General features: G+C 59.0%; 21 protein-coding genes, 1 tRNA gene and 1 pseudogene. 14 read left to right on the forward strand and 9 right to left on the reverse strand.

What is annotated here, in order from left to right:
• Positions 1–20: 20 nt before the first annotated feature.
• From J2X01_RS09145 to J2X01_RS09165, 5 genes are all read right to left on the reverse strand, one after another.
• Positions 21–2,876: a hypothetical protein gene (locus J2X01_RS09145; protein WP_310055975.1), complete on the reverse strand. Its 2,856-nt coding sequence runs from the start codon at positions 2,874–2,876 to the stop codon at positions 21–23.
• A gap of 661 nt (positions 2,877–3,537) precedes the next feature.
• A complete protein-coding gene (locus J2X01_RS09150) occupies positions 3,538–6,582 on the reverse strand; it encodes a type I restriction endonuclease subunit R (protein WP_310055978.1) in 3,045 nt (1,014 codons plus the stop codon).
• Positions 6,579–7,751, reverse strand: coding sequence for a restriction endonuclease subunit S (locus tag J2X01_RS09155; RefSeq protein WP_310055980.1), 1,173 nt, complete (start codon positions 7,749–7,751; stop codon positions 6,579–6,581). Before J2X01_RS09155 ends, J2X01_RS09150 begins: the two co-directional genes overlap by 4 nt.
• Positions 7,748–9,316: a type I restriction-modification system subunit M gene (locus tag J2X01_RS09160; RefSeq protein WP_310055982.1), complete on the reverse strand. Its 1,569-nt coding sequence runs from the start codon at positions 9,314–9,316 to the stop codon at positions 7,748–7,750. The genes J2X01_RS09155 and J2X01_RS09160 overlap by 4 nt, the downstream gene beginning before the upstream one ends.
• Positions 9,317–9,680: 364 nt before the next feature.
• Positions 9,681–10,613: a hypothetical protein gene (locus J2X01_RS09165; protein WP_310055985.1), complete on the reverse strand. Its 933-nt coding sequence runs from the start codon at positions 10,611–10,613 to the stop codon at positions 9,681–9,683.
• 140 nt (positions 10,614–10,753) lie between these two features.
• On the opposite strand from J2X01_RS09165, the gene J2X01_RS09170 reads away from it, so the two are divergent.
• The 14 genes and pseudogenes from J2X01_RS09170 to J2X01_RS22000 all read left to right on the forward strand — a co-directional run.
• The gene (locus tag J2X01_RS09170) at positions 10,754–11,062 is read left to right on the forward strand and encodes a hypothetical protein (protein ID WP_310055986.1); all 309 of its coding nucleotides are present in this window, start codon (positions 10,754–10,756) and stop codon (positions 11,060–11,062) included.
• A gap of 10 nt (positions 11,063–11,072) precedes the next feature.
• The gene (locus tag J2X01_RS09175) at positions 11,073–11,324 is read left to right on the forward strand and encodes a hypothetical protein (protein WP_310055989.1); all 252 of its coding nucleotides are present in this window, start codon (positions 11,073–11,075) and stop codon (positions 11,322–11,324) included.
• Positions 11,321–11,527 carry a hypothetical protein gene (locus J2X01_RS09180; RefSeq protein WP_310055992.1) on the forward strand — a complete coding sequence of 69 codons (207 nt, stop codon included), beginning with the start codon at positions 11,321–11,323 and terminating at the stop codon, positions 11,525–11,527. The genes J2X01_RS09175 and J2X01_RS09180 overlap by 4 nt, the downstream gene beginning before the upstream one ends.
• A gap of 69 nt (positions 11,528–11,596) precedes the next feature.
• Complete coding sequence (locus J2X01_RS09185) at positions 11,597–12,124, forward strand: hypothetical protein (protein ID WP_310055995.1); 528 nt, start codon at positions 11,597–11,599, stop codon at positions 12,122–12,124.
• Positions 12,121–12,321, forward strand: coding sequence for a hypothetical protein (locus J2X01_RS09190; RefSeq protein ID WP_310055998.1), 201 nt, complete (start codon positions 12,121–12,123; stop codon positions 12,319–12,321). Before J2X01_RS09185 ends, J2X01_RS09190 begins: the two co-directional genes overlap by 4 nt.
• Before the next feature lie 166 nt (positions 12,322–12,487).
• The gene (locus J2X01_RS09195; protein ID WP_310056000.1) at positions 12,488–12,706 is read left to right on the forward strand and encodes a hypothetical protein; all 219 of its coding nucleotides are present in this window, start codon (positions 12,488–12,490) and stop codon (positions 12,704–12,706) included.
• A complete protein-coding gene (locus J2X01_RS09200) occupies positions 12,699–14,870 on the forward strand; it encodes a type IV secretory system conjugative DNA transfer family protein (RefSeq protein ID WP_310056002.1) in 2,172 nt (723 codons plus the stop codon). Before J2X01_RS09195 ends, J2X01_RS09200 begins: the two co-directional genes overlap by 8 nt.
• Positions 14,867–15,841 carry a replication-relaxation family protein gene (locus J2X01_RS09205; RefSeq protein ID WP_310056005.1) on the forward strand — a complete coding sequence of 325 codons (975 nt, stop codon included), beginning with the start codon at positions 14,867–14,869 and terminating at the stop codon, positions 15,839–15,841. Before J2X01_RS09200 ends, J2X01_RS09205 begins: the two co-directional genes overlap by 4 nt.
• The gene (locus tag J2X01_RS09210) at positions 15,834–16,838 is read left to right on the forward strand and encodes a DNA-methyltransferase (protein ID WP_310056008.1); all 1,005 of its coding nucleotides are present in this window, start codon (positions 15,834–15,836) and stop codon (positions 16,836–16,838) included. The genes J2X01_RS09205 and J2X01_RS09210 overlap by 8 nt, the downstream gene beginning before the upstream one ends.
• Positions 16,839–16,924: 86 nt before the next feature.
• Positions 16,925–17,239: a hypothetical protein gene (locus tag J2X01_RS09215; RefSeq protein WP_310056011.1), complete on the forward strand. Its 315-nt coding sequence runs from the start codon at positions 16,925–16,927 to the stop codon at positions 17,237–17,239.
• A 99-nt stretch (positions 17,240–17,338) separates the two neighbouring features.
• Complete coding sequence (locus tag J2X01_RS09220) at positions 17,339–17,920, forward strand: antirestriction protein ArdA (RefSeq protein ID WP_310056014.1); 582 nt, start codon at positions 17,339–17,341, stop codon at positions 17,918–17,920.
• A 122-nt stretch (positions 17,921–18,042) separates the two neighbouring features.
• A complete protein-coding gene (locus J2X01_RS09225; RefSeq protein WP_310056017.1) occupies positions 18,043–18,426 on the forward strand; it encodes a helix-turn-helix domain-containing protein in 384 nt (127 codons plus the stop codon).
• 28 nt (positions 18,427–18,454) lie between these two features.
• Complete coding sequence (locus J2X01_RS09230; RefSeq protein WP_310056020.1) at positions 18,455–19,102, forward strand: ImmA/IrrE family metallo-endopeptidase; 648 nt, start codon at positions 18,455–18,457, stop codon at positions 19,100–19,102.
• Positions 19,103–19,104: 2 nt separating this feature from the next.
• Positions 19,105–19,914: pseudogene (locus J2X01_RS22000) on the forward strand (recombinase family protein); the annotation flags it as partial.
• 246 nt (positions 19,915–20,160) lie between these two features.
• On the opposite strand, the gene J2X01_RS09240 reads toward J2X01_RS22000, so the two are convergent.
• From J2X01_RS09240 to J2X01_RS09255, 4 genes are all read right to left on the reverse strand, one after another.
• Positions 20,161–20,406 carry a hypothetical protein gene (locus J2X01_RS09240; protein ID WP_310056025.1) on the reverse strand — a complete coding sequence of 82 codons (246 nt, stop codon included), beginning with the start codon at positions 20,404–20,406 and terminating at the stop codon, positions 20,161–20,163.
• Positions 20,407–20,860: 454 nt separating this feature from the next.
• Positions 20,861–20,937, reverse strand: a tRNA-Pro gene (locus tag J2X01_RS09245).
• A 64-nt stretch (positions 20,938–21,001) separates the two neighbouring features.
• Complete coding sequence (locus J2X01_RS09250; protein ID WP_310056028.1) at positions 21,002–22,831, reverse strand: ABC transporter ATP-binding protein; 1,830 nt, start codon at positions 22,829–22,831, stop codon at positions 21,002–21,004.
• Positions 22,828–24,660: an ABC transporter ATP-binding protein gene (locus J2X01_RS09255; RefSeq protein WP_310056031.1), complete on the reverse strand. Its 1,833-nt coding sequence runs from the start codon at positions 24,658–24,660 to the stop codon at positions 22,828–22,830. The genes J2X01_RS09250 and J2X01_RS09255 overlap by 4 nt, the downstream gene beginning before the upstream one ends.
• Between the last annotated feature and the right edge of the window lie 34 nt (positions 24,661–24,694).

Here is a 24,694-nt window from a genome sequence, read left to right on the forward strand (position 1 = left end):
TTCTATATTCGTTTTTTGCATTATTCGCTCACATCGTTCTGGGTGATCTTGCCGCTTAGCACCTCTTGAACCTCCTTCTCAAGGTTCGGGTTGCCATTTTCACCCAGCTCGTTCATGAAACGGACCGCATCCCGCTCGAGCTGTTCATCTCCGGCGCTCATTGCCCTGGCGATAACCATCGGCACAGCATTGCGGGTAAGGTCCCAAGCCGGCATACCCATGCCTTCTCGGTTCTTTAGCAGCACCTCTGTGGCCTCCAATGCTCCTCGCGGGTCCAAGTCAGCTGAGCCTGCGATCTGCTTGCCTAGCATGAAGCGTTCACCCGCCAGATCAGGATCGAGCTCTACCGCTTCCTTCAGTCGAGGCAGCCACCACGAAATTTCGAATTTGTCGCTCCTTACAAACCAGTAGAACTCGTTGAGCTCGTGTTTATCTCCCGGGTGCTCGCGGACATGTTGTACTCGCGCGTCCCAGAGGTCGGCGAACCGATCTCGGATCTTGTCATCAACAGCTTTGACGTGCATGAATGACCATGCGATGCGACCGACAGCAGCCCCCCGAACCTTGGGTTCTGCTGTACTGAAAAATGCTTGAGCGACGGGATCTTCAAGTGTCTTGTGGCCACGGATGATGGCGTCAACTACCCACTCACCGATGCGTTGCATTGGCTCAGACTGTCCCTGCCAACCTGCGATGAGAGGCTCGGGAGAGCTAATGGCCGCAATCATGGCCGGGGCCAAAAGGTCGTAAACGTCCGAGTGATAGTGATGAACTGCCATGGCCGTCGTCAGTGCAATTTGCTGGGAGGGGGATAGGCTGTCCGCAGATCCAAACAGCTCCGCAATTCTTGGTCTGAGCCAGTCGGGGTCAACATTCAGTAATCGTCCGAACTCCTGGCCGACGACCGCTCGTGAGGCGCCTCGCCTATCTACTCGCTCCAGTTCGCGCTCGAGAGCTGACTTTGCACTGGCATACCAGGCAGTCTCTTTGCCGTGCAAAACTAGATTGAGCAGGCCTCGCACCCGAGTTGGCCACTGCCAGTTGAGGGAGAGGGTAAGGGGATCCATGCCGCTGTCGGAATCGTCAGCATCGTAGTCCTCCCAAGCGCTTTCGCTATCTGTCTCAGTGATCAGGAGATGGGCAAAACGTTGCTGTGCCTCAGACGGTATGGATGGCGTCTCCCGTTTCTGGGCGAGTTCTTCAAGAAGGTCTACTGCCGCTCGTTTTGTGCTGATGAAGTCAGCGTCGTCATCGAAATTGCGGCCTTCTTGTGGAAATCGGGACGCGTCGCTGTGAACCAGCACTTGGTGGATCAGGTCTGCCGCGTATTGCCAGTCGAGCGCGATGCCTGCCTTTACGGATGCTTCCCAACCCTGGAGGGTGGCGCGTAGGTAGGTAGGCCGTAACTTGTCGACAAGGCCTTCAACCCCATCGAGGGCCCTCGGATTCGTTGTGATTAGCGCTGAGAGTTCCCGTCCTTGACCTTCGTGTGATGGTCGGGGCCCCCACTTATCGCCAGTGTCCTGCCAGCTTGAAAGATGCGCCACGAGCTCAGCAGGACTCATGACGGACATCTCGTCCTGAGAAATTGGGCTGTTTGGTCCGGTCCAACTCGTCATTTTGTTCAAAGCAGCTAGAGGTGAATCGATAACTCCGCGTTTTGCATCGAGCTCCTCCAATGCAACCTTGAGCGCAGCCGGTAATGCCTCATTGCCAACCGCAGAGAGCCACCGATGCTTCCAAGTGTCAACCACATCATCAATTCGTCTGTCCAGGTCCTCGGGAGATTCATCTTCACCTATCTGTAGGCGTTCTCGCAGCTGCTCTCTGCTTAGAGGCCCTGCAGCGATGAATTCGGTAAGTGGATCTAGTGCGGACGGCGAGAGCGGTGCCACTTCACGCGCAAGTTCGCCGAATTCAATTCGACACGACTCATCCTGAAACTTCTTATCCGCGACAAGCTCTGCGGCGACGGCTAGGAGCTCATCGGTTTCAGCCTCAGGCTGAGCACTGGTATGTCGGAGGGCTTCCGTAGCCGCATAGAGGGTGATCTTGCGAGCAAGATTCATAGGACTTTTAGCTAGGGTGGCCGCCGCTGTCCTCGGATTCCGTACCATCGCAGCAGATGCCAGGTCTCGGACTGCGTCAATCAGCGAGTGCTCAATGGAAGGGTAGTGGTCACTTCTAGCACGGATCGATTCGCGCGATATGTCTGTCATATCGAACGTATCGGTAAACCGCTTCGACTGACGTTCGTATTCTTCCAGCCACGGTAGGACGGTCTTAAGGCCGTCGTCTCCAAGAGCCTCAACGACGCGCGGTAAGCCGTCTTGGTACCAGTAGTCGTCTAGTGCGAGGGCTGGCTTGTGGTTCTCGGATTCAGTGGGCCGAAACAGGAAATTGGCCATCCACTTGCCAGCCTTTAACTGCCCGCCCTGAAGTAAGTTGACTGCGAAACCGACCATATCGCGAGGGTCAATGCGCCAGCCGAATCCGCTTTCACCCCACGATTTCACTATCGGTTTGAGCCTTACCGCTTCGGCAGCTGGTACTGAAGCACCGATCGTAAATATGGCTCGGCGCACCCACGCATTGTTGCTACCAGAAAGTTTGAGTAGAACTTCAACAACTGCCCTGGGCGCTTTAGGTGCGACTCGAATGAGATAGTCAATTTCAGGCCAATAATGATCCGCAACGAGACCTTCGCCGGTTTTTTCCGGCTCGGGCGGGTTATCGAACATACCGGCAGTCGCTAGGGGCTCTACCCACATCGGATTTTTTAGTCGCTCAAAGAACACCCGACGAAGTGATGGGGTCGGTATGCGGCGCAAGACCTCGTTTACCTGCTCTGGGCTGGGTGTCTTATGCTCTGCCATTACTCGGTTTCCTCATCCACGTTGTTGATCTCGGCCAATAGGTCCTCGATCGCGTGGAGGTTCTCAAAGAAGAGGGCGCTTCGCACTTCGATGACGTCCTCAACGATACGAATCATTGCTAGAAGATCTTCGTCACTTGGGAGTGGTCTTTCCTGATCGTGATTACGGTCGAGGTGAGTCCAGCTCAGAAAGAACTGGTAAGCGGCAAGCCACTGCCCGATTGCCGGGTGGTTAGCGTCTGAGTCTCCCGTCACCAGTGCTGCAGTATTGGCGCGGTTGCGTCCCTCTTCTTGGGTAACAGCGCTGACGAGAGATGCGAGCACACGCGCGACTGCTCGCGGAACTGGCACAAGATCTTGATCGAGTCTTAGGTCGGCGTCTGGGTGTGCAGCCAGTAGCCCCGGAAGTTGCTTCATCAAGGAGCCGGATGACGGATTCGGCCGGTCGATGGATATGTCCGACATGACGGCGGGGAGGCCAGACATTAGCTCGCGCATGCAGTGACAAATGGTCGAAATCCGTGCGGACTCGCAACCGTGCACGGCCTCCTCGGCAGTTAGAGTCAGAGCCGTTCGGTACATGCCCGCCAGTCTGGGGCTCCGGTTGACGAGAGCCTCCAGAACACGTTCCTGACGCTCATCCATCAGGCCCCCATCCTGCACTATTCGCGACCTCCATCGCTCAGACCAAAGAACCGCTCGAAGAAGGCGCCTAGCTTCTCAAGCACACGCTGCTTCTTCTCACCATGGCCCCCCGTGGCTGAGAATCGGGAGACCGGAGGCAGTACTTTTGTGATCGCCGTACCGGTCGTCTGGATACTGCCGTCGCGGAAGGCGGTATCGACAAACACCCGGGTTTCGTCTGGGCGCAGGCCTTCAGACTCGATGATGGCATCGAGTTCGGTTTCTCGGCGTCCGGCGATGAACGCGCGCCATTCCTCGTCAACTTCTCCGGTAATGGAGACAGAATCGACGAACGCTTCGATGAGATCCTTCTTGTTACGCAGGCTCGGGCTGGCATCGATGGCACGCGTAATCTCGGCCCTGATTTCTTTGTCATCGCCGTCACCACGCTGATCACGATATTTCTGAACGAGCATGAGGATGTAGTCGACGTTGATCTCAACCTGCTTGATGAGCTCGATCTCAAAGACGACATCATCATTTATCGACTCCTTGTCCGAGTCCTTGTCACGGCGGAACTCTGCGTAAAGGTCAAGGTAAACGCTGCGGTAGTCCTGGCCTTGTCGAACCGTCAGAATCTCTTGGCCGGCAAAGTCGTCAAAAGACGTCAGGATGTTCTGGAGTCGAAGGATGGTGCCGAAGAGGGCGATAAACGCCTTCTGTGCCGCCTCGCCAACGATCGGCGTACCGAGCGGGAAGTTATCCAACAACTCAGTGACCTTGTCGGCGTACTCGTCGTAGTACTCGCCGTATGGCTTGAGGATCACGATGCCCTGGGCATTCTTGTTACCAAAGAGCGCGATGGCGTCGTTGGTCTCTTCCTCGAGATCGCGGAAGGTGATGATGTTGCCGTAGGTCTTGACTGAGTTGAGGATGCGGTTTGTTCGCGAATACGCCTGGATGAGACCATGCGCCCGCAGGTTCTTGTCAACGAACAACGTGTTTAGCGTCGTGGCGTCGAAGCCGGTGAGGAACATGTTTACGACGATGACGACGTCGATCTCTCGCTGCTTGAGGCGCAGCGAGAGATCCTTGTAGTAGTTCTGGAACTTGTCAGCAGACGTGTCAAAGCTGGTGCCGAACATGTCGTTGTAGTCCTGGATTGCATCCTCCAGGAAGTCGCGCGACGATGCATCGAGTGCGGTTGTTTCGAAGCCCTCCTCGTCGAGTGCGCCGTCCTCTACTGCTTCGTTCGCTGCGTAGGAGTAGATAAGACCAACTTTTAGCTGACGAGCCGGCGGGAGGTCACGTTGCTGTATGAAGAACTGATTGTAGTAGCGTTTGGCGGCCTCAATCGAGGCGGTCGCAAATAGCGCATTGAAACCATGCACGCGCTTGCCAGCGAGCGAGTAGTGCTGAGCTCGCTTAGTCTTCTGGTCGAAGTGCTCAAGTATGTAGGCGGTGACCTGCCGCAGCCGCTCCGGTGCAAGCAGGGCCTGTTCCGTGTCGATGGCGGACACCTGTTTGTCTGTGAGACCTTCCGGGAGCTTGATGGTGTTGACGTAGTCGATACGGAACGGCAGAACATTCTTATCGGTGATCGCGTCGACGATCGTGTAGGTGTGCAACTTGTCGCCAAAAGCCTGCTCGGTAGTCTTTAGCTGCGGGTTACCACCGCTGCCGGCATTTGCGGCGAAAATTGGCGTGCCGGTGAATCCGAAGAGGTTATATCGCTTGAACGCCTTAGTGATCGCGGTATGCATATCGCCGAACTGTGAACGGTGGCATTCGTCGAAGATGATCACAACATGACCGGAGTAGATCTCGTGGCCCGTGTTCGCCTTGATGAACGTCGCAAGTTTCTGGATCGTTGTGATGATGATCTTTGCCTGGGGGTTCTCGAGCTGCTTCTTGAGCACTGACGTTGAAGTGTTCGAGTTGGCGGCGCCCTTCTCGAACCGGTCGTACTCGCGCATCGTCTGATAGTCGAGGTCCTTGCGGTCGACGACGAACAGCACCTTGTTTACGCTCGGGAGTTTAGACGCAAGCTGCGCGGTCTTGAAGCTCGTCAGTGTCTTGCCCGAGCCCGTGGTGTGCCATACATAGCCGCCCGCGGCGACGGAGCCCAGCTGCTTATAGTTGACGGAGATGTCGATCTTCTGCAAGATCCGCTCGGTGGCAACAATCTGGTAGGGCCGCATGACGAGCAGCATCCGGTCAGCGGTCAGGACGCAATACTTCGTGAGGATGTTCAGAAGGGTGTGCTTTGCGAAGAAGGTCTTAGCAAACGCCGTCAGGTCCTGGACCGGTTTGTTCTGAGCGTCGGCCCACCATGAGGTGAATTCAAATGAGTTTGACGTCTTACGCGCCTTCTTCAAGCCCGCTCCATCGGCCAAGTGCTGACGACGAGTCGTGTTGGAGTAATACTTCGTCAGCGTCCCGTTGCTGATGACGAACAGCTGAACGTACTCGAATAGGCCAGACCCAGCCCAAAAGCTGTCGCGCTGGTAGCGGTCGATCTGGTTGAACGCTTCGCGGATATCGACACCACGACGCTTCAGCTCGATGTGCACCATAGGAAGGCCGTTGACCAGTACGGTCACGTCGTAGCGCGTAGCGTGCTTTGCGCCGCCCTCATTCTGATCCATCTCGTACTGGTTGATGACTTGCAGTCGGTTGTTATGGATATTCGCCTTGTCGATCAAGCTGACGTTCTTCGTCGATCCATCGTCACGCTTTAAGAGCTGAACGTGGTCTTCCTGAAAGCGCAGGGTTTTCTCCGCTATGCCATCATTAGCGCCGATGATTCGCTCGCTGAAGAAGGTTTCCCATTCGCTGTCGCTAAATGTGATGCCGTTGAGTAATTCAAGCTGTGTGCGGAGGTTGGCAATCAGTTGCGGCTCGCTCGTGACTGGCAAGTACTCGTAGGCCTGAGACCGCAGGAGCTGGATAAATTCACGCTCTAGATCTGCCTCGGATTGATACGACGCTTCACTCGCGGCATCTGGTACATACTCGGCGACGACCGTGCTCTCGCTGCTGACAGCAATAGGGTCGTACTTGCGCGTCGTCACCTCACTCATGCCGTTTTCTCCCCGAACGTCAGCAGCTTGACGCGGTAGTGCTCGAACTGCTTGCGACGGGCAGCGATTTCCCCGGGAAGGACGACGCTAAGGTCGCCTATGAGCGCGTCTAGCTTATCGAGTACATCTACGATCTGCTCCTGCTTATCTAGCGATGGAATTGGAATGGAAACGGACCCCATTGCATTCGCCATTAACTTCGGGTTTCCCATCCCTGCACTAACGTAAGACTTTGCATGTTTCCCAAGCTGATGGTACAAGTACTTCGACGAAAGAAAATTAGGAGACTTCACTTTCAGCAGGCCACAAACATTCGTAATGCTGAACTGCTCATCATTGTGGTAAAAAACGGAGCCTGCATTTGCGCCATCTGTGGTCCATGTTACAGACTCGAAATCATATTCGAATGTATCCACGTAACCGAAAATACCCCGATTTTGAGTCTGAGACGAATACACGGGAAAGGTGCCCTGATGATCACGCAAGTAATTCTTCGAGATGACCCGCCCGCGAGATATGTCGCAAACATCTCTTAGGGTGAAGGAGGGGACAGTGTCATCGAAGGATAGAAGCGAATCGCGGTAGTGGGATAGCTGTTGCTGCCGAGCCTCCAATTCAGCCTCCAATTCAGCTTCCAATTCTTCTTCCAACTCGCTGAATTTCTTCAAGATGTTCACAATCTCCCGCTGTACCTCCATAGGTGGCACTGGTACAGGATATTTGAGAATCGCATCTTTGCTGCCGCGAGGCATCTTCGCACCCTTGGCGTGCTGCATGTTGTACGCAAAAAAGTTATCGGAAGATAGCACTTGGTAGAGAAACTCGGGGAGGAAGAGGTCCCGATACTCGTCAGAAATGCGTATGGCTAGTACGTCGCCGCTACAACCGCCTATTCCCGTGGCCAACCAGATCTTCTTTAGATATGGGCGGATGTTGCCAATGAGAATGTCACCGGTCTCATAGCGCGTCAGGCGTGCCGTGTTGGGAAGGTAGGTTGCATCGGTCTTGCCGCCCTTGTTTGACAGCAAGTTATCAACACCGATGAAGTTCGTCTCATCGAGCTTGTGTGCATCTATCCGGGTGTCGGAGTAGGAGGCCACCTGCGACAGCAATACGTGGTTCACCCCGTTAGGAGCCAGATCCACAATCAGATCGTCAATCCGACTCACGACAGGTCTTCCAGGTCGGCCACGATCGCATCTATTGATTCACGGAGCTCGTGCTGACGTGCGACAATGCGGGCAATCTCGGCATTTAGCTCGGTGAGGTCGATCACCTCGCGCGTATCCTCCCCATCGACATGGGAAGAGACCGTGATGTTGTAGTTATTTTGAGCGATTTCCTCATTAGAGACGAGGCGCGAGAAGTGCTCAGCATTTCCTCGGGCAGTGTAAGCATCGAGAATTTTCTGCTGGTTGTCGTCGGTGAGCTTGTTCTTGTTTCCACCGCGAACGGACTCATCGGAAGCGTCGATAAAAAGAACCGAGTTGTCCTTCTTTGACTTCTTCAGCACGATGATGCAGGTCGCGATTGTCGTCCCGAAGAAGAGGTCCGGTGGAAGCTGGATCACGGCGTCGACGTAGTTATTGTCGATCAGGTATTTGCGGATCTTCTGCTCGGCTCCGCCGCGGTAAAGCACTCCTGGGAACTCAACGATCGCGGCTGTCCCGTTTACGGCTAGCCAGGACAGAATATGCATCGTAAAGGCCAGGTCAGCTTTCGACTTCGGCGCCAAGACGCCGGCTGGTGCGAAGCGAGGGTCGTTGATGAGGAGCGGGTTGCTGTCCCCATCCCACCTGATTGAGTAAGGCGGATTGGAGACGATCGCGTCGAATGGCTCGTCGTCCCAATGGGCGGGGTCGATCAGTGTGTCGCCGTGGGCGAGGTTGAACTGCTCGTAGTTTATGTCGTGTAGGAACATGTTAATTCGCGCGAGGTTGTATGTGGTCAGGTTGATTTCCTGGCCGTAGAATCCTTGGCGCACGTTCTCTTTGCCCAGCACTTTGGCGAACTTCAAAAGCAATGATCCCGAGCCGCAGGCAGGATCGTAGACCTTGTTCACCGATGTCTTGCCGACAACCGTGAGGCGGGCGAGCAACTCTGAGACCTCTTGGGGAGTGTAGTACTCACCCCCGGATTTGCCCGCAGCCGACGCATACATTTGCATCAGGTACTCATAGGCGTCACCGAAGGCATCGATCGTGTGGTCGGCAAAATTGCCCAACGTAAGATCACCGATCGCGTGGAGAAGCTTGACGAGTTTTTCATTTCGCTTAGCGACCGTATGGCCGAGCTTGCTTGAGTTGACGTCGAGGTCATCGAATAGACCCTTGAGGTCATCCTCGGCGTCAGTGCCGACGGCTGAGCCCTCGATGTTCTTGAAGACCTGCGCAAGCGTCTCGTTTAGGTTCTCGTCGTCCTCGGCCCGTTTACGTACGTTGGCAAAGAGTTCGGACGGGAGGATGTACACACCCTTCTCCGCGACTGTTTCTTTGCGTCCAAATTCAGCTTCGGAGTCCGCTAGCTTCGCGTAGTCGAAGTCCAGGTGACCAGCCTTCCGCTCGCCCTCGTTGATGTAGGCCGTGAGGTTCTCTGAGATGTAGCGGTAGAAGAGGATCCCGAGCACGTAGCTCTTGAAGTCCCAACCGTCGACGCTTCCGCGCAGGTCATTCGCGATCCGCCAGATCGTCTTGTGTAGCTCGGCGCGTTGCGCTTCCTTGGTTGTTCCAGCCATCTCGGTTTGTGTACTCCTTGCGCACGGCGCGCTTATGTTGGTCCCCCTGGGGCGATGCTCTCAACTTAGCAGCCGCCACTGACATTGCCGGGGAACAGCGCGGTGCCGTCCATGGCATTACGAGGGGGTGATTTGCGTCCTGGTGAGTCATCTCAAAACAAGGCGTATCATCTGCCTTATTTATAACACAATTTTAGATATAATTTAAGCTTCAACCTGCGTGTGCGTCCCCATAAATATGAATTGAAAGACCTACGTGAATTAGTTGACTGCGCCGCCAATAAATTACGTGACATATTCAAAGCCGAGGTCTCATTAGAAGCGATGAGCTTTGAAATATCAGCGACTCCAGGTGGCAAAGAAATTACCATTGCCACGCAATGCCATTAAAGAGGCCTCCATATAGGTCGCGATAGCTTGCACGAACGGTGCTGCCATCGTCGAATGTCAGGATGTTGCTCCGTGTGGGATCCCCCGGGCGTTCGAAGTGGGTGAGCCGCTCCACTCGCCAGATTATTGAGGGTTTAGCACCGAGAAAGATGGCTTCAAATGACGCGGTAAGGGTTCGCTCGTGGAATGCGCGACTCTCTTCGAGGATGACGCCTGGCTCTCCGTAGTCGGTATCCGGGGTGAGCGTGAACCGGAGGTCGTAGCTGTGACCACGCCGCATTGGCGTCTTGTGCCAGAACTGATGAGTAAAGCTGTTGCCGATCTCCTTGGTTCGCACAGTGAAGTCTCCTTCCGGAATCGGCTTACCCGGAAAGGAAGTGCTGATGGCGATGTAGTCGGCTTCGTCAAACGCGGCAAAGAACCGGTAGTGCTCGCGGGTCTCTTGCCATCGTCTGTCCTTGATGACCGTAATGACGTTTACTGCTTCTTGGACGACGCCATTGTGGAGTTCTGGCAAGCGGGCCGTGAGCGGTGAGGCCGGGTACCACCCTGTCAGCAGTTGGGCGCGAAGGCCCTCGAGTGCGGCGTCCTCGAGGGCCGCCACGGTGTCAGTTCCGCGGTTGATGAGGGCTCCGTAGTACTTCCGACGCTCCATGAGAGTCTTCAACTCGGCGGTCGCGGCAGAAAGCCCAAACGCAGCCAGCAATAGGTCGGGCGCAGGGTCATGCAGTGAGTTGATGGCGGACACGAAGCGCTCGCGCAGCCTTTCGAACGGTTCCTGGTCTCCGCCGAGGACGTGCCGAAGGGTACCCGCGTCTGCGATGCGCGTCGGCGTGAATCCTCGGTTCTTCCGCATGAAGAGCAGATCAGCATGGAGGTCCTCGATGGTTCCGCGAGGCCTACTCATGGTGGGCACCCCTGCTCATGAATCCTGCTTTCTCGGATTTTCCGTTTTTGTTCTGGTTTTCCCCGCTGCTCTACCGCAACTTCTAACTTTGAGGACAAGCCAACCACACCGGTTGGACACCACACTAAGGAAGGACGGTCATGACAGACCTCACTCCCCGCCCGGGCGGCAAGATCAGCCCCTTCAGCGCCCCGGAGGGGTTCTCGCGTTCCGAGGGCAAGTCTCTCCAGCGCCGCCAGAACGCCGAAGTGGCCAATGGCCTCGTCACGGCGGCGCGTGTCCAGGCCGCCGGCTATGTCGCCGCAACAGGTATGCACCTGACCGGCATGCTGAGCCGCGAGGCGCAGTTCCAGTCCGACGGCGACCCGCGCACATCGGAGCGGCTCAACTACATCGCAGATTCCTTCGCCGAGTACGCGGCGTGGGAAGTTCGCCGGTTCCAGCGGTAGCGGGGCAGCCATGAAGCACGAATTTGTAAATCCGTTGAAGCCCATTGGCTACGTGGAGCCCGAAGTGCTGCAGCACGAGACTGCTGTCCGTCTCTTTATCGGGCGGGTCGCGGCGCTGGTGGATGAGCTGGACTCCGTGGCAAGGACCGTCAAGGCTGACTCGCCCGCGACAGCGCGGCATTTGCGACTGGTTTCGCAGCAAATGTCGGCCATGGCTCTGACGGCGCTGGAAACTTGGCCGAAGGGGCCGCAGCGGTCATGACTGCCATCTTCTGGATTGCCGTCATGATCACCTGCGCAGCTTCCGTTGCTGCCGCATACCTCGTCGTTGCTGAGTACTGGCGCGACCGGACGGCCCACTCTCGGGATCAGATTTTCGACATCACCGAGGACGCTCACGAAACGGTTAGCCGCCTCGATGCGGCGTATCAACAAGCCCTGCGCGACATTCGCCGCCGACAGTAGCGGCTCGCCCTAACTTCGCTGGCTCGGCCGGCCCACTTCAAACATGCCTCTAGAAAGGGGTTATTTGTCATGCCCGAATCATTTACCTCAACGGAGCTGGTCGCAGCGCAAAAGCGACTCGCTGACTATGTCCTCGACCAGGCTCACAAGATTGAGCGCCGCCTGTACTTCGGGTGGGAGCCAGCCGGTGACGCGCCGGAAAAGTACAAGGATCTGTGCCATGCCTTTGCCGCCTCGCAGAAGGATGGACACCCGCTACCTGTCTCCAACGAGAACAGCAGCAGCGTGGTTTTCGGTTCACCAGACGTCAATATGGCCTACCGCTACGTTCACGATGTTGCCCACGTTGAACAGGGTTTGAGCTTTTCGTCGCCCGATGAGTTCGAACTGGCTCGCTGGCTGATGCGGCGATTCGAACGCGCAGGCTTCAGCCGAAATGACCTCGAATGGCATCTCTTCGAAGCTGACGCGCTAGGCCAAGTCATGTTCTATGCCGTCACGAAGCAGTACGTCGGGGACCAACTGCAGTTCGCACTCGACTGCGTGCGGCACGGTTTGAACACCGGCATTTACTTGGAAATGGAGCGCCAGCGGTGAGTGTCGATCCCGGTCCCAGATCATGGTTTGAGCGGGCGATTGGCGCGTGCATGTCGGTCCTGCTGGCCGTAGTGGCCCTCTACTGCGCGACTCAAGTCCTGCAATCGATCCTGCCGTTTCTGATCGCCTGCGTCGGTGTCGTTGCCATCATCTGGGCGGTATGGGCAGTCATCCAATACCGCCGAAACAGGTACTAAATCCATCGCCGCAACGCGGCAACTACAGCTCTTCCAGTCGGTGTTGTGGTTTGCGCAAACATGCTTGAACGTTCAACTTATTGAACGCATACTAAGCCTCAGACATCGTTCAATTTGTTGAACGTTTGCCGCAAATCACAACACCGAAGGAAGGAGGGAATCAACTATGTCTACTAGCAACAAACGTCCTAATCGGAGCCGCCAGGCGCGACCACGAAGGGACGGCCGGATCATCGTCAGGGGAGTCGAGCGCGATCGTCCTGACCTCCGAAAGCTGAGCCGCGCCGTCATCGCCATGGCTCAGGCGGAAGCCGAGCGGGAAGCCCAAATTCAGCACGAACAGAAAGACGTCAAGCGTACTTCGGAGGATACGAGCGATGAATAATTCCGAGCCCATCCTTCGACAATTGGTGTGGCAGGAGATTTTCTGGCCCCGCCCACTCGACGATGAGCAGGCCATCAACCTGCTACGCGTTTGGAGTTCGCAGAGTCACGCCCCGCAAATCATTCTGGAGGCCCGATCGGATAAACAGGGCATCCGCTACATCGTCGGCACGCAGCGACGGCATGCATCTGCTGTCCGCCGCGACATCGAACGTCTGGTCGTTGGAGCCATCGTTGTCGCCGATGAGGCTGACCGGCTACCGGCCCAGTCTGCCCGCCGGGTTTCCGTCAACACGCCTGCACAACCTCTGGAGCCTCGGTATCCGGAAGGTTCAACACGAGCTCTCTTGGCCAGCCTGACGGCGGTCCACGGAAATGAAAGCCTGGTGGTCCAGATCATATTGGGGCCAAGGTTCATACCTCAACTGACTCCTCATGCTGTTGCCCAAGTCGATCAGGGAATCACGTCGCTTATCCTCACTGGCGTGCAGCCGGAGCGGCGTCGGGCGATCAGCCGGCGAATCGAGGGAAAGCAAGGCGACCATGGCTTCGCTACCTTCGTTCGCATAGGAGTCAGCGCCTCCGAGGAAGATCGTCGGCGAGCCCTAATCAGCGGGGTGGTCAATGCATTTCGTTCGATGGTGGCCCCAGGGCTCCGCTTTCGTGTCCACCTTGATCAGACCCATAAGCTGAACAACCCTAGTCCAGAGTGGCCGCGCTTCGCTTCTGGCCAGCGACTGTCCGCCGTCGAGGTGGGAATGCTCAGCGCTTGGCCGGTTGGTGAGGGTAAGACTGCCTACCCGGGACAGCCGCCAGCTCATCCGCGGCAGATCCGACCCTCCTTTGCAGTGTCGGATGCAGATCGCATTGTGGGTCGGGCGACGGCCCCCGGTGCCAGCGATGCCCGGCTGGGCCTAGCACCAGAGGATAGCTGCCACCATCTGTGGACGATGGGACCGACCGGCGTGGGCAAGAGTTCCATGCTCCTATCGCTCATCATCGGTGACATGGAAGCTGGGCGCAGTTGTGTCGTCGTCGAGCCCAAAGACCTGATTCGCGATGTACTAAAGCACGTTCCCCTGGAGCGTCAGGCTGATGTCGTCCTTCTGGATCCGCTGGATGACTTGCCTGTGGGGATCAATCCACTCGATGGTCACGGGCGGAGTCCGGCTCTCGTTGCCGACCAGCTGTTCGGTACCTTCCATGCTCTTTACGGCGACCAGCTCGGGCCTCGAAGCTCGGACATCCTGCGGCACTCCCTCTTAGCACTCGCTCAGCGGGAGGACGCCAGCTTGGCCATGCTGCCCATTCTGCTCAATAACAGAAAGTTCCGGCAGTCGGTCACCCGCCAGATCGCGGGCGATGATCCATTTTCAGCCGGACCTTTCTGGCACTGGTACGACCAACTATCCCCGGAGGCCAGTGCGCAGGTGACGGCACCGCTGATGAATAAGCTGCGCCCGTTGCTTGATCCGCATCTTCGTCACGTTTTGGCACAGCCCACTCCACGTTTCAATCTTCGCCAAGTGCTGACGGAACGGAAGATTCTGCTCGTCCCACTCCAGAAAGGGGTGATCGGCCCCGAGGCTGCTCAACTGCTAGGAGCCATGGTTGTCGCGGAACTGTGGCAGGCCATCCAGGAGCGCGCCAGCATTGCCGCCAAGAACCGCCACCCGGTCATGATCTACCTCGATGAGGTGCAGGAGTACCTGCGTCTACCGACCGATATAGGCGATGCGCTGGCCACTTCGCGCAGTCTTGGCGCTGGGTTCCATGTGGCGCACCAGTACCTCGACCAATTGCCCCAAAGCATGCGCACGGCGTTCGAGGCCAACTGTCGATCCCGAGTCTTCTTTCAACTCGCATCCAGGGACGCCAAGGCGGCCGCCGCCATGGCACCTGGTCTTGAACCGGAAGACTTCATGGCGTTGCCGTCGCGTCACATCTACGCGCAGCTCGTCCGCAAGAGCGCGGTGACTGACTGGGCGTCCGGCGTCACTTTAGACATCCCGAAGCAGACCTCGTCACCGGACAAGATCCGGGCACTGAGCCGCAGCCAGTTCGGTCAATCAAAAGACGTCATCGAACGTGGGCTCCGAAGCATTCTGACTCCTTCTCCTGAAACTGGCGCAGCTGATGGTCGCCGTAGAAGGAGCCAGTCATGACTATCGAGCGAACTCTACCGACCGGCTACCCGCCCGCGTCGATGCTATCGAATGCATCTGCGCAGGTCAGCGAAGAATTAGCTCCAATTGGGGCGCCGAATACCGGTGCTGTACCTAGCACCGGAGCCCATACTGGCCCGCGAATAAGTCGGCGTCGCTTGAACGATATTGAAGGCCGGCTCAGTGAACGCGATCGCGCTGTCCTGTCGTCTGTGGAGCGCTATCGCTTCTTGACGGCACGTCACATTGAAACTTTGCATTTTGCAGAGCACGCGACAGCAGAATCGGGTGCTCGAACCTGCCGCCGAGTCTTGGCAAGACTACGAAGCCATCGCATTTTGGGCGTCCTAAATCGGCGGATCGGTGGTGTCCGGGCAGGTTCGGAGGGGCTGGTTTACTTCATCGATACAGCAGGGGAACGCATTCAACGGAACCAGGAGTCGACTCGCCGACGTAAGCGCTTCGACGAACCATCGTCGCGATTCCTTGATCACACTCTGGCCATAGCCGACGTTGCTGTCAGCATCATCGCCGTTGCATCCGAGTCGGGTGCAGAGGTCGTGAAGCTGGCTCCGGAGGGCGAGGCTCGTCGCCACTACACGGATCGCCTAGGTGTCGGTCAGGTGCTTCGACCAGACCTGTATGTTGAGCTCGCTGCCCATCCCGGGGATCAGGAAGTTGAGGCGTTCTTCGTTGAAGTGGACCTTGGTCACGAGAGCCTCCCTACCGTCCTCGGCAAGTGCCTGTTATACGAGGAATATCTCGAAACCGGCATCGAACAGCGTGAATTTGGCGGCTTTCCAAAGGTCGTCTGGGCGATGGATGCCTACCGCCCAAACGTGGCCGAGCGCCGCCGCCAGGCATTTCTGGCGGCAATGCAACGGAACGCTCGGGTGACCCCTGGGCTCTACCGCATCAGTGCCTTGGAGGAGGTTGCGGCTCAGCTCGTCCGGGAGGTTCGCCATGACTGAGCCGGTCAACATCCTGTACGTCGGGGACGCTTTAGACCAGCTCCGAAAGCTCCCGGCCGGGTCGGTGGACATGTGCCTGACGAGTCCACCGTACTTCCGATTGCGTGACTATGACGCCGACGGTCAGATAGGGCTCGAAGCAGATGTGGAGGCGTGGGCTGGCGTGATTCGGGCCGTTGCACGCGAGATTGATCGCGTATTAGTTCCGACTGGCACCTTCTGGCTTAATCTCGGTGATACGTACGCCAACCATCCTCGGCAAGGCGCGCCGTCCAAGAGCCTGCTTCTGGCACCGGAACGCGTAGCTCAGCTACTGCAGGAGGATGGATGGATAGTCCGCAACAAGATCATCTGGGCAAAGCCGAACCCGATGCCAACCAGCGTGCGCGATCGGCTGACGGCGGCCCATGAGGTGATCTACCTGTTCGCGAAGCAGGAACGCTACTACTTCGACCTCGACGCCATTCGCGTGCCGCATCGTTCGAAGCCTGGTCGCCCGCCTCGTGCCTCATCCCGCCGTCCCGCCAAGGAGGGGTGGCGGGGGCCGAACGCCGATTCGACGACGGGTCTCGCGGCCATGAAGGCTCGTGGAATTATCGGCCATCCGCTCGGCAAGAACCCTGGGGACGTGTGGACAATCGCCACGGCCGCTGGCAAGGGCAGTCACCACGCCACATTTCCTGAACCGCTTGCTATCCGATGTATTCAAGCCGGAACCCCCGAAGCACGTTGCATTATCTGCCGTGCCCCGTGGCGACGACCAATTCGCAGGCTAGGGCAGACCGCCACGCGCCTGGCACTTCAAGCGGGCTGCGGTCACGATGGTGATCCAGAGCCCGGCATCGTCCTTGACCCCTTCATCGGCAGTGGCTCGACCGCCGTCGTCGCAGAATCGCTCGGCCGCAATTGGTTGGGTATCGAGCTGAACCCCACCTTTGCCCGGGAAGCGCAAGATCGGATCACAGCAGCTCGTCCGCGTTCACCACCAAGCGCATAGTACGCGGACAGCTCGTCGGTGTACTGCTGCCGGTGACGAGGATTCCATCCCGGAATCTCGCCGGTCGCACACACCGAGGAGTTGTCATGACGAAACCCATCGCTGGCGAGGACCGCCAGAATACAGCAGGGGTGAAGACTCTTGCTGTCCGGCTCGAACCGGACGTTCACACGCAGCTGGTGCTTATCGCGCAGTTGCGGAGCAGCACCATCACGGACGAGATCAGAAAAGCCTTGGCGGCGCACATCGCCGGCATCAAGGAAAACACTGATCTGGCATCTCAAGCCGAATCCGCCATCGCGGAAATCGACCGGGAAGCTGCCGCCCGACGTGAGGCCATCGCCCATCTGTTCGGCAACGATCAGGAAGCGGCCAAGCCTCGCACGGCACGCGGACGCTAGTTCGAGTATCACCGGCAGGGACGGCGTGAGCAGCGCTCGATTGAGAGCGCCTCCGCCGTCCTTGCCACCCACCCATCTGCATAAGTGAAAGGAGGACATATGAACCACGAACAACTACCCGAGCCCACTCCGGAACGAGAGAAGCGCACGGCCCCTGCCATCTACGTCGCGTCGCTGGCTGACTATAACGACGGGCGACTGCTCGGCACCTGGATAGACGCCACTATAGGCGCGGACGCCATTTACGAGCAGATCTATGCCATGCTGGCGCAATCTCGTGAACCCGCGCCGGAAGAATGGGCCATCCATGACTACGAAGGCTTTGGCAGTAAGCAGCTCAGTGAGTTCGAACGTATCGAGGAAGTCGCTGCACTCGCCGAAGGCATCGCCAAATATGGTCCCGCCTTCGCTGCATGGGTGGACTACTCCGGCTTAGATGCCGAAGATTGGCACTACTTCGAGGAGGCCTACCTCGGCGAATACCCGACGCTGGAGGCTTACGCCGATCGGATCATCGATGACATGGGATGGCAGCAGGAAGTTGACGCGCACCTGCCAGAGTCGCTGAAGCCGTACGCCAAGATTGACGCGGAATCGATGGGGGAGGACTTGAGACTCAGCGGTGAGATTTACGTGATCGAATCTGACTCCGGAATCTACGTCTTCCATAGCCGTATTTGACCTTCCGGAATATTAGGAAGGCCTTCCTACCTTGACGAAGTTTCTGTTGTGGAATTCGCTTAAATCGTTGAAGGAATTGAACGATGGATTCATAATACAAACAGAAATTGGAGACAGAATAAATGCAGGAAAAAGACATTCAAGGCTTAGCCGAAACAATCCGGAAGCAGCGCCAGAAGCTGGGTCTTTCCGCGAGCGAAGTCGCCCGACAAGCTGGGGTCGCGAAGGGAACGATCACCCGGCTAGAGCTGGGACAGATTGCCAATCCCCGCATGGATAATCTTCGCGCCATCGCCGACGTCCTCCAGCTTCCACTGACCGACATCCTGGCCGAATCGAGCATGCTGCGCGGCTCTGACTTACCAACGCTCAATCCGTACCTGCGCACGAAATTCAAAGGTATGCCGGACAGCGCAGTGCGGGAGATTGAAGAGCACTTTCGCGACGTCGCCGCCCGGCACGGCATCAATATAAATACCGGCCCCGCACCCGGCGAGGACGAATAACCAACGACTTCTCAGAAAGGAGAAAGCCATGACCAACGAACATATCACCACATATATCGAACGGAGCGTCCTGGCTACTCTCCGCGCGCTCATCCCTAACCGAGAGGTTCGTTCCCACTCTGAGGCAAGGCAAGTGGCCGAGCACCAAGCTATCCGACTCTTGGAGCTGCACGGCATCGAGGACGGGCCAGTGCCGGTTGAATTCATCGCCGACCTGCCCAAGATTGAAATTGAGATGGTCGACGCTCCGGTCTCAGGGGCTAGCTTCTGGAACGGGAGCAATTGGATCATCCAGCTGAACAAGCATGAGAGTTACAGCCGTCAGCGGTTCACGCTCGCCCATGAGTACAAGCACATTGTCGACCACAATCGTGCCGACGCCCTATATATCGGAACCCGCGATGTATCTCCTGCCGAACAGGCCGAGCAAGCTGCCGACTACTTCGCCGGGTGCCTGCTCGTTCCTAAAAAGCTTCTCAAGCGCGCCTACTACGGTGGCATGCAGCGAACGGCCGATCTCGCAGCACACTTTCAAGTATCCGAAGCTGCGATGACCGTGCGACTGCGCCAAACAGGCATCGCCGAGCCCGCCCCGCGTTGCACACCCCGAAGCGCGCCGTTCTCCCGTTCATGGCAGTACCGCATGAATCACCGCACCCAAACACAAGGAGTATGACTATGACCATCGAGGAAATCGAGGCATTGAAACCGCGCAAGGCAGTTCTGTATCTACGCGTATCGAGCAAGAAGCAGACCGAAACAGCCATCGACATCGACAAGGATGGCAACTCAATAGCTACCCAGCGCGATATCTGCGGGCAGAAGGCAGTAGCCGTCAACGCCGACATCGTGGAGGAATTCGTGGAGCCAGGTGTGTCGGCGCAAACGATCGAGAAGCGCCCGGTCTTTCAGGCCTTGCTTAAGTTTTTGCAGGACCACCGAGACGTTGACTACGTCATCGTCTACGCTCGCTCACGCGCGTTTCGCAATTTCACTGACGCGGCCATCACGCGACGACATCTCGACAAGATGGGCGTGCGCTTGCTTTCCGCCCGTGAGGACTTCGGCGAAGGCACATACGCGGAAGCGATGGAAGCCGTCACCGACATCATGAACCAGGTGCAGAACCAGCTCAGCGGTGAAGACATCCGTATCAAAATGCGCAACAAGGCTATCAACGGCGGCACAGTCGGTAAGGCCAAGATTGGGTACCTCAACATCCGCAAGGATATCGACGGGCGCATGATCAACAGTGTCGGCCTGGATGAAACGAGAGCGCCGCTCGTGCTCAAGGCCTTTGAACTGTACGCCACCGGGAAATACTCCATCGAGCGGCTGGAGGCGACGATGGCGGACCTCGGATTGACGAGCCGTCGGACAGCTCGATACCCGGAGAAGCCAGTCTCCGCGAGCAGGCTGCATCAGATTCTCAAAGATCCTTACTACGTCGGTTATGTCGTCTACAAGGGGGATGCTTACCCGGGACGTCACGAGCCGATCATCGGACAAGACCTTTTCGATGAGGTCCAGGAGATCATGAGCTCGCGCAGTGGATCAGGCACCAGGGATCGCATTCATAATCACTTCCTCAAGGGGATGATCTACTGCGGCAAATGTCATCGGCAGGGTCGGGAAAGCCGCGTCATCTACACCCAGGCGAAAGGACGCGGAGGCACGGTGCACGAGTACTTCTTCTGTCGTGCTCGGCAGGAAGGAAAGTGCGATCTTCCGTATCTACCTGCCTATCTCGTCGAAGATAGTGTTGCCGAATCCTACGCTCAGCTCGTGCTGGACAAGGACTTCGCGGAGGACATTCGCGCCAGACTCGAAGAAGCCCTTGTTGGTGAACGGCAGGACATAAAGGAGATGTACGCGAAGTACAGGAATCAGCTCAAAGAAGTTGAGGCCAAGGAGAGCCGGCTCGTTGACATTGCGGCCGATGGCATCCTGCCGCAGTCGAAGGTCCGGGAGAAAATGCATGAGCTGCGTGTCCAACGTTCTCGCATCGAAGCCAGCCTGGCGAACATCGGCGAGCAGATCGCGGTAGGGGGTCAGCTTCTGGCCAAGGCGATTGATCAGATCGCCGACCCGAAGTCGTACTACGACAAGGCAACGGACAAGGTCCGACGCCTACTCAATGAATCCTTTTATCACCGCTTCTTTGTGGACCAGGAAGGCTCCGTAGGCACGGACCTCAATCAACCCTTTGCCGACATCTTCGCGGCCCAGGCGGCCTACCGGTCGATCCAACCCGCGTTGGCGATGTCCGTCCATGGATCGACCCAATCGTCCGAACAAGGGGCCATTTTGGGCGTTTCAGGCGTACTTTCCACCCAGTTCCCGGATACCAAAAATGGCGCCGATTTCTCGACGCCATCTCTGTTGTGTCAACTAAAGTCGATCTATTTGAACCATGGTTCAAATAAAGCGACTCTGGTCGGGATGACAGGATTTGAACCTGCGACCTCGTCGTCCCGAACGACGCGCGCTACCAAGCTGCGCCACATCCCGATCCGTTACTTCAAAAGCAACTTCACAAGAGTATCGGATGTCGGCCCGGATGCGAAATCGGGGTTCAGACCAGCGAATCCATCCACGCCCCGTGCAGCTGCGCGAAGCGGCCTCCGCCGCCGATCAGCTGGGCCGGGGTGCCGTCCTCGACGATCCGACCGTCGTGGACCACGAGGACCCGGTCCGCGGTCTCCACCGTGGACAGGCGGTGCGCGATGATGAGGGCGGTCCGGCCGGCGTCGCTGCCGGCACCCTTCAGCAGCCGCGCGAGGCCGGCCTGGACGAGCCGTTCGGAGGGGATGTCCAGCGAGGATGTGGCCTCGTCCAGGATCAGCACGGCAGGCCGGGCCAGGAAGGCCCGGGCGAAGCTGATCAGCTGGCGCTGCCCGGCGGACACCCGGCCGCCGCGCTTGTTGACGTCCGTGTCGTAGCCTTCGGGGAGCGCCCGGATGAACCCGTGCGCGCCCACCGCCGCGGCGGCAGCCTCGATCGCATCGCGGGAGGCCCCGGGCCGGCCGAGCGCGATGTTGTCCGCCACGGTGCCGCTGAACAGGAACGCCTCCTGGGTGACCATCACGACGTTCCGGCGCAGGTCCGCCGTCGCAAGCTCGCGCAGGTCAACGCCGTCGAGCGTGAGGGAGCCGGCCGAGACGTCGTAGAAGCGGGCGATCAGCTTGGCGAACGTGGACTTGCCGGCGCCGGTCTGGCCCACCAGCGCCACCGTCTGGCCGGCAGGGATGTGCAGGTCCATGGTGGGGATGACCACCGGGCCGTCGCCGTAGCGGAATTCGACGCCCTTGAAGTCGAGGGTTCCCTTCGCATCGTGCAGGGCCACCGGGTTCCCGGGCGGCCGGACGGTGGGGACCTCCTGCAGCAGCCCGGAGACCTTCTCCAGCGCCGTCTGGGCGCTCTGGAAGGAGTTGTAGAACATGGCCATCTGGTCCACGGGCTGGAAGAAGCGTTTGGCGGACAGGATCAGGGCCAGCAGCACGCCCACGGCGAGGTCACCGCTGAGCACCCGGAAACCGCCCAAGAGCAACACGACGGCGACGCAGACGTTGCCGATCAGCACCAGGCCGGGCTGGAAGATGCCGTTCAGGTTGATGGAGCGGACCGTTGCCCTGCGGTAGTCCTCGGCGAGGCCGGCATAGCGTGCGCCGTTTTCGGGTTCCCTGCGGAAGGCCTTGACCGCTCGGATGCCGGTCATGGTTTCGACGAAGTGCACGATCAGCCGGGCCGAGACGACCCGGGATTCGCGGAACGCGATCTGCGAGCGCTTCTGGTACCAGCGGGCCAGGAGGTACATCGGCACGCCGGCGGCCAGCAGCAGGAGCCCGCTGCGCCAGTCCAGGGCGAACACCGTCGCGGCGGTCAGCACCATAAACAGCATGCCGGAGGCCAGCGAGCTGATCCCGGAGTCCAGGAGTTCGCGCAGCGTCTCAAGATCCGAGGTCTGCCGGGCGATGATGCGCCCCGAGGTGTACTTTTCGTGGAAGTCCAGGCTGAGCCGCTGGGTGTGCCGGAAGACCCGGACCCGCAGGTCCAGCAGCATCGCCTGGCTCAGCCTCGCCGTCGACGTCACATACAGGGCGGTGAGGCCCGCCGTCGCGACGGCGGCCGCGAGGTAGGCGGCGCCGGTGAGCAGCAGCGGGAGGTTGTCGCCGGCGCTCACGGCGGGCAGGGCCCGGTCGATGCCGAAGGCGATCAGCGCCGGCCCCGCGACCCGAGCCGCCTGGGACAGCACGACGGCGGCAATGGTCAGCCAGAACCGCCGGCGGACCGGGCGGATGAGCGAACCGAGCAGGGCCAGGGAGCGGCGCCGGACGGCCTTGCTCTCGCTCCGGGACAGGTGTGCGTTGTCCTCGTTCGCGGTGCCGAAGGTTGTGCTGCTCATCGGGAGACCTCCTCGGCGCCGAGGCCTGACAGTTCCGAGTCCAGCAGATCGGAGTCAAGGTCGCGCGGCTCCGGATCGAGGCTGGCGATGACATGGCGGTAGTGACGGTTCGCCGCGAGCAGTTCGGTGTGCGTGCCGACCGCGGTGATCCGGCCGCCCTCCAGCAGTGCCACCCGGTCCGCCATTGCCACGGTGGACGGCCGGTGCGCCACGATCAGGGTCGTGGTGTCGGCGAGCACCTCCCGCAGCCTGGTCTCGATACGTTCCTCGGTGTGGACATCCAGGGCCGAGAGCGGGTCGTCCAGGACAAGGACACGGGGACGGGCGGCGATGGCACGGGCCAGGGCGATGCGCTGGCGCTGGCCGCCGGACAGGCTGAGCCCCTCCTCGCCGATCAGCGTGTCCGGGCCGTCCGGCAGCGAGTACGCGAAGTGGGCCTGGGCGACGTCGAGCGTCTGCTCAAAGGACGCCTCGCGTTCCTCGGCCGGCAGGCCGGCCGGGGCGCCGAGCATCACGTTCTCGCGGACCGAGCTGGAGAACAGCGTGGTGTCTTCAAACGCGACGGCGACAACCGTGCGGAGCTCCTCGACGCTGAACTCGCGCAGGTCCACCCCGTCAATGGTGATGGCCCCCTCGGTGACATCGTAGAGCCGGGGAACCAGCTGGAGCAGCGCACTCTTGCCGCTGCCCGTGATGCCCACCAGGGCCATGGTCTCGCCGGGCTCGACCGCCAGGCTGATGCCCTTGACGATCGGTTTGTCCGGGGCGTCCTCGTAGGCGAAGGTGACGCTGTTGAAGCTGAGGGCACCCTTCAGTTCGGCGGGGCGGCGCGGCTGTGCGGGGCTGGTGATGGTGTTCACCGAGTCCATTACCTCGAAGTGCCGGTCCAGCACGGACTTGGCGTTGAGCGCCATGGCCAGCAGCAAGCCGGAAAACTCGACCGGCGTGGCAATCACGGCGGCGGTGGCGAAGAACGCCACGAGGGCGCCGATGCTCAGCTCGCCGGTCGAGGCCAGCAGGACGCCGACGACGAGACCGGCACCGAGGGCCAGCTCGGGCAGGAGGGTGACGACCAGGCTGAAGGTGGCCAGGTGCTTGGCCTTGACGATCTCGGTCCGGCGGAGTTCCTCGGCCTGTCCGTTGAAGTTCTCCAGCGCCTCGCGGCTGCGGCCGAAGGCCTTGAGCACACGGATCCCGTGAACCGATTCCTCGACCGTGGTGGCGAGGTCACCGGCCTGGTCCTGGCTGCGGCGGGCCACCTTGCTGAAGCGGGTGCGGAAGCGGAAGCCATAGACCATGATCGGCACCGCGGCGGCGAGGAAGATCAGCGCGAGCTGCCAGCTCATCGTGAACATCACGACGACGCCGATCACCACGGTCAGGGTGGTGACCACGAGCATGATGGCGCCGAAGGCCATCCAGCGGCGCAGGAAGTTCAGGTCCGTCATGGCGCGGGAGAGCAGCTGGCCGGAGCCCCAGCGGTCGTGGAAGGAGACGGTCAGGTCCTGCAGATGGTCGTAGAGGGACACCCGCATCCGGGTCTCGACCGTGGTGGCGGGATTGATCACGAACTGCCGGCGCAGCGCCACGAGGCCGGCCTCGGTGACGCCGAGGCCCAGAATCACGAGGGAGGCGGTCCAGACCGCGTCCGCGCTGCCGCCGGGCCGGAGCGACTCGTTGACCAACACCCGCAGCACCTGGGGGATGGTCAGGGCCACCACGCTGGCGAGCAAGGCGCTGAGCAGCCCCATGACAAGCCGCGGAAGGATCGGCCGGACGTGGGGATAGAGACGGCTGATGGAGGAGAAAAATGAGGTCTGCTTGGCCATGCCCACTTCTTAAAACTCGGCTGCGAAGGTCGCA

Origin of the sequence: Arthrobacter ginsengisoli (assembly GCF_031456935.1) — a bacterium.
Taxonomy (GTDB): domain Bacteria; phylum Actinomycetota; class Actinomycetes; order Actinomycetales; family Micrococcaceae; genus Arthrobacter; species Arthrobacter ginsengisoli.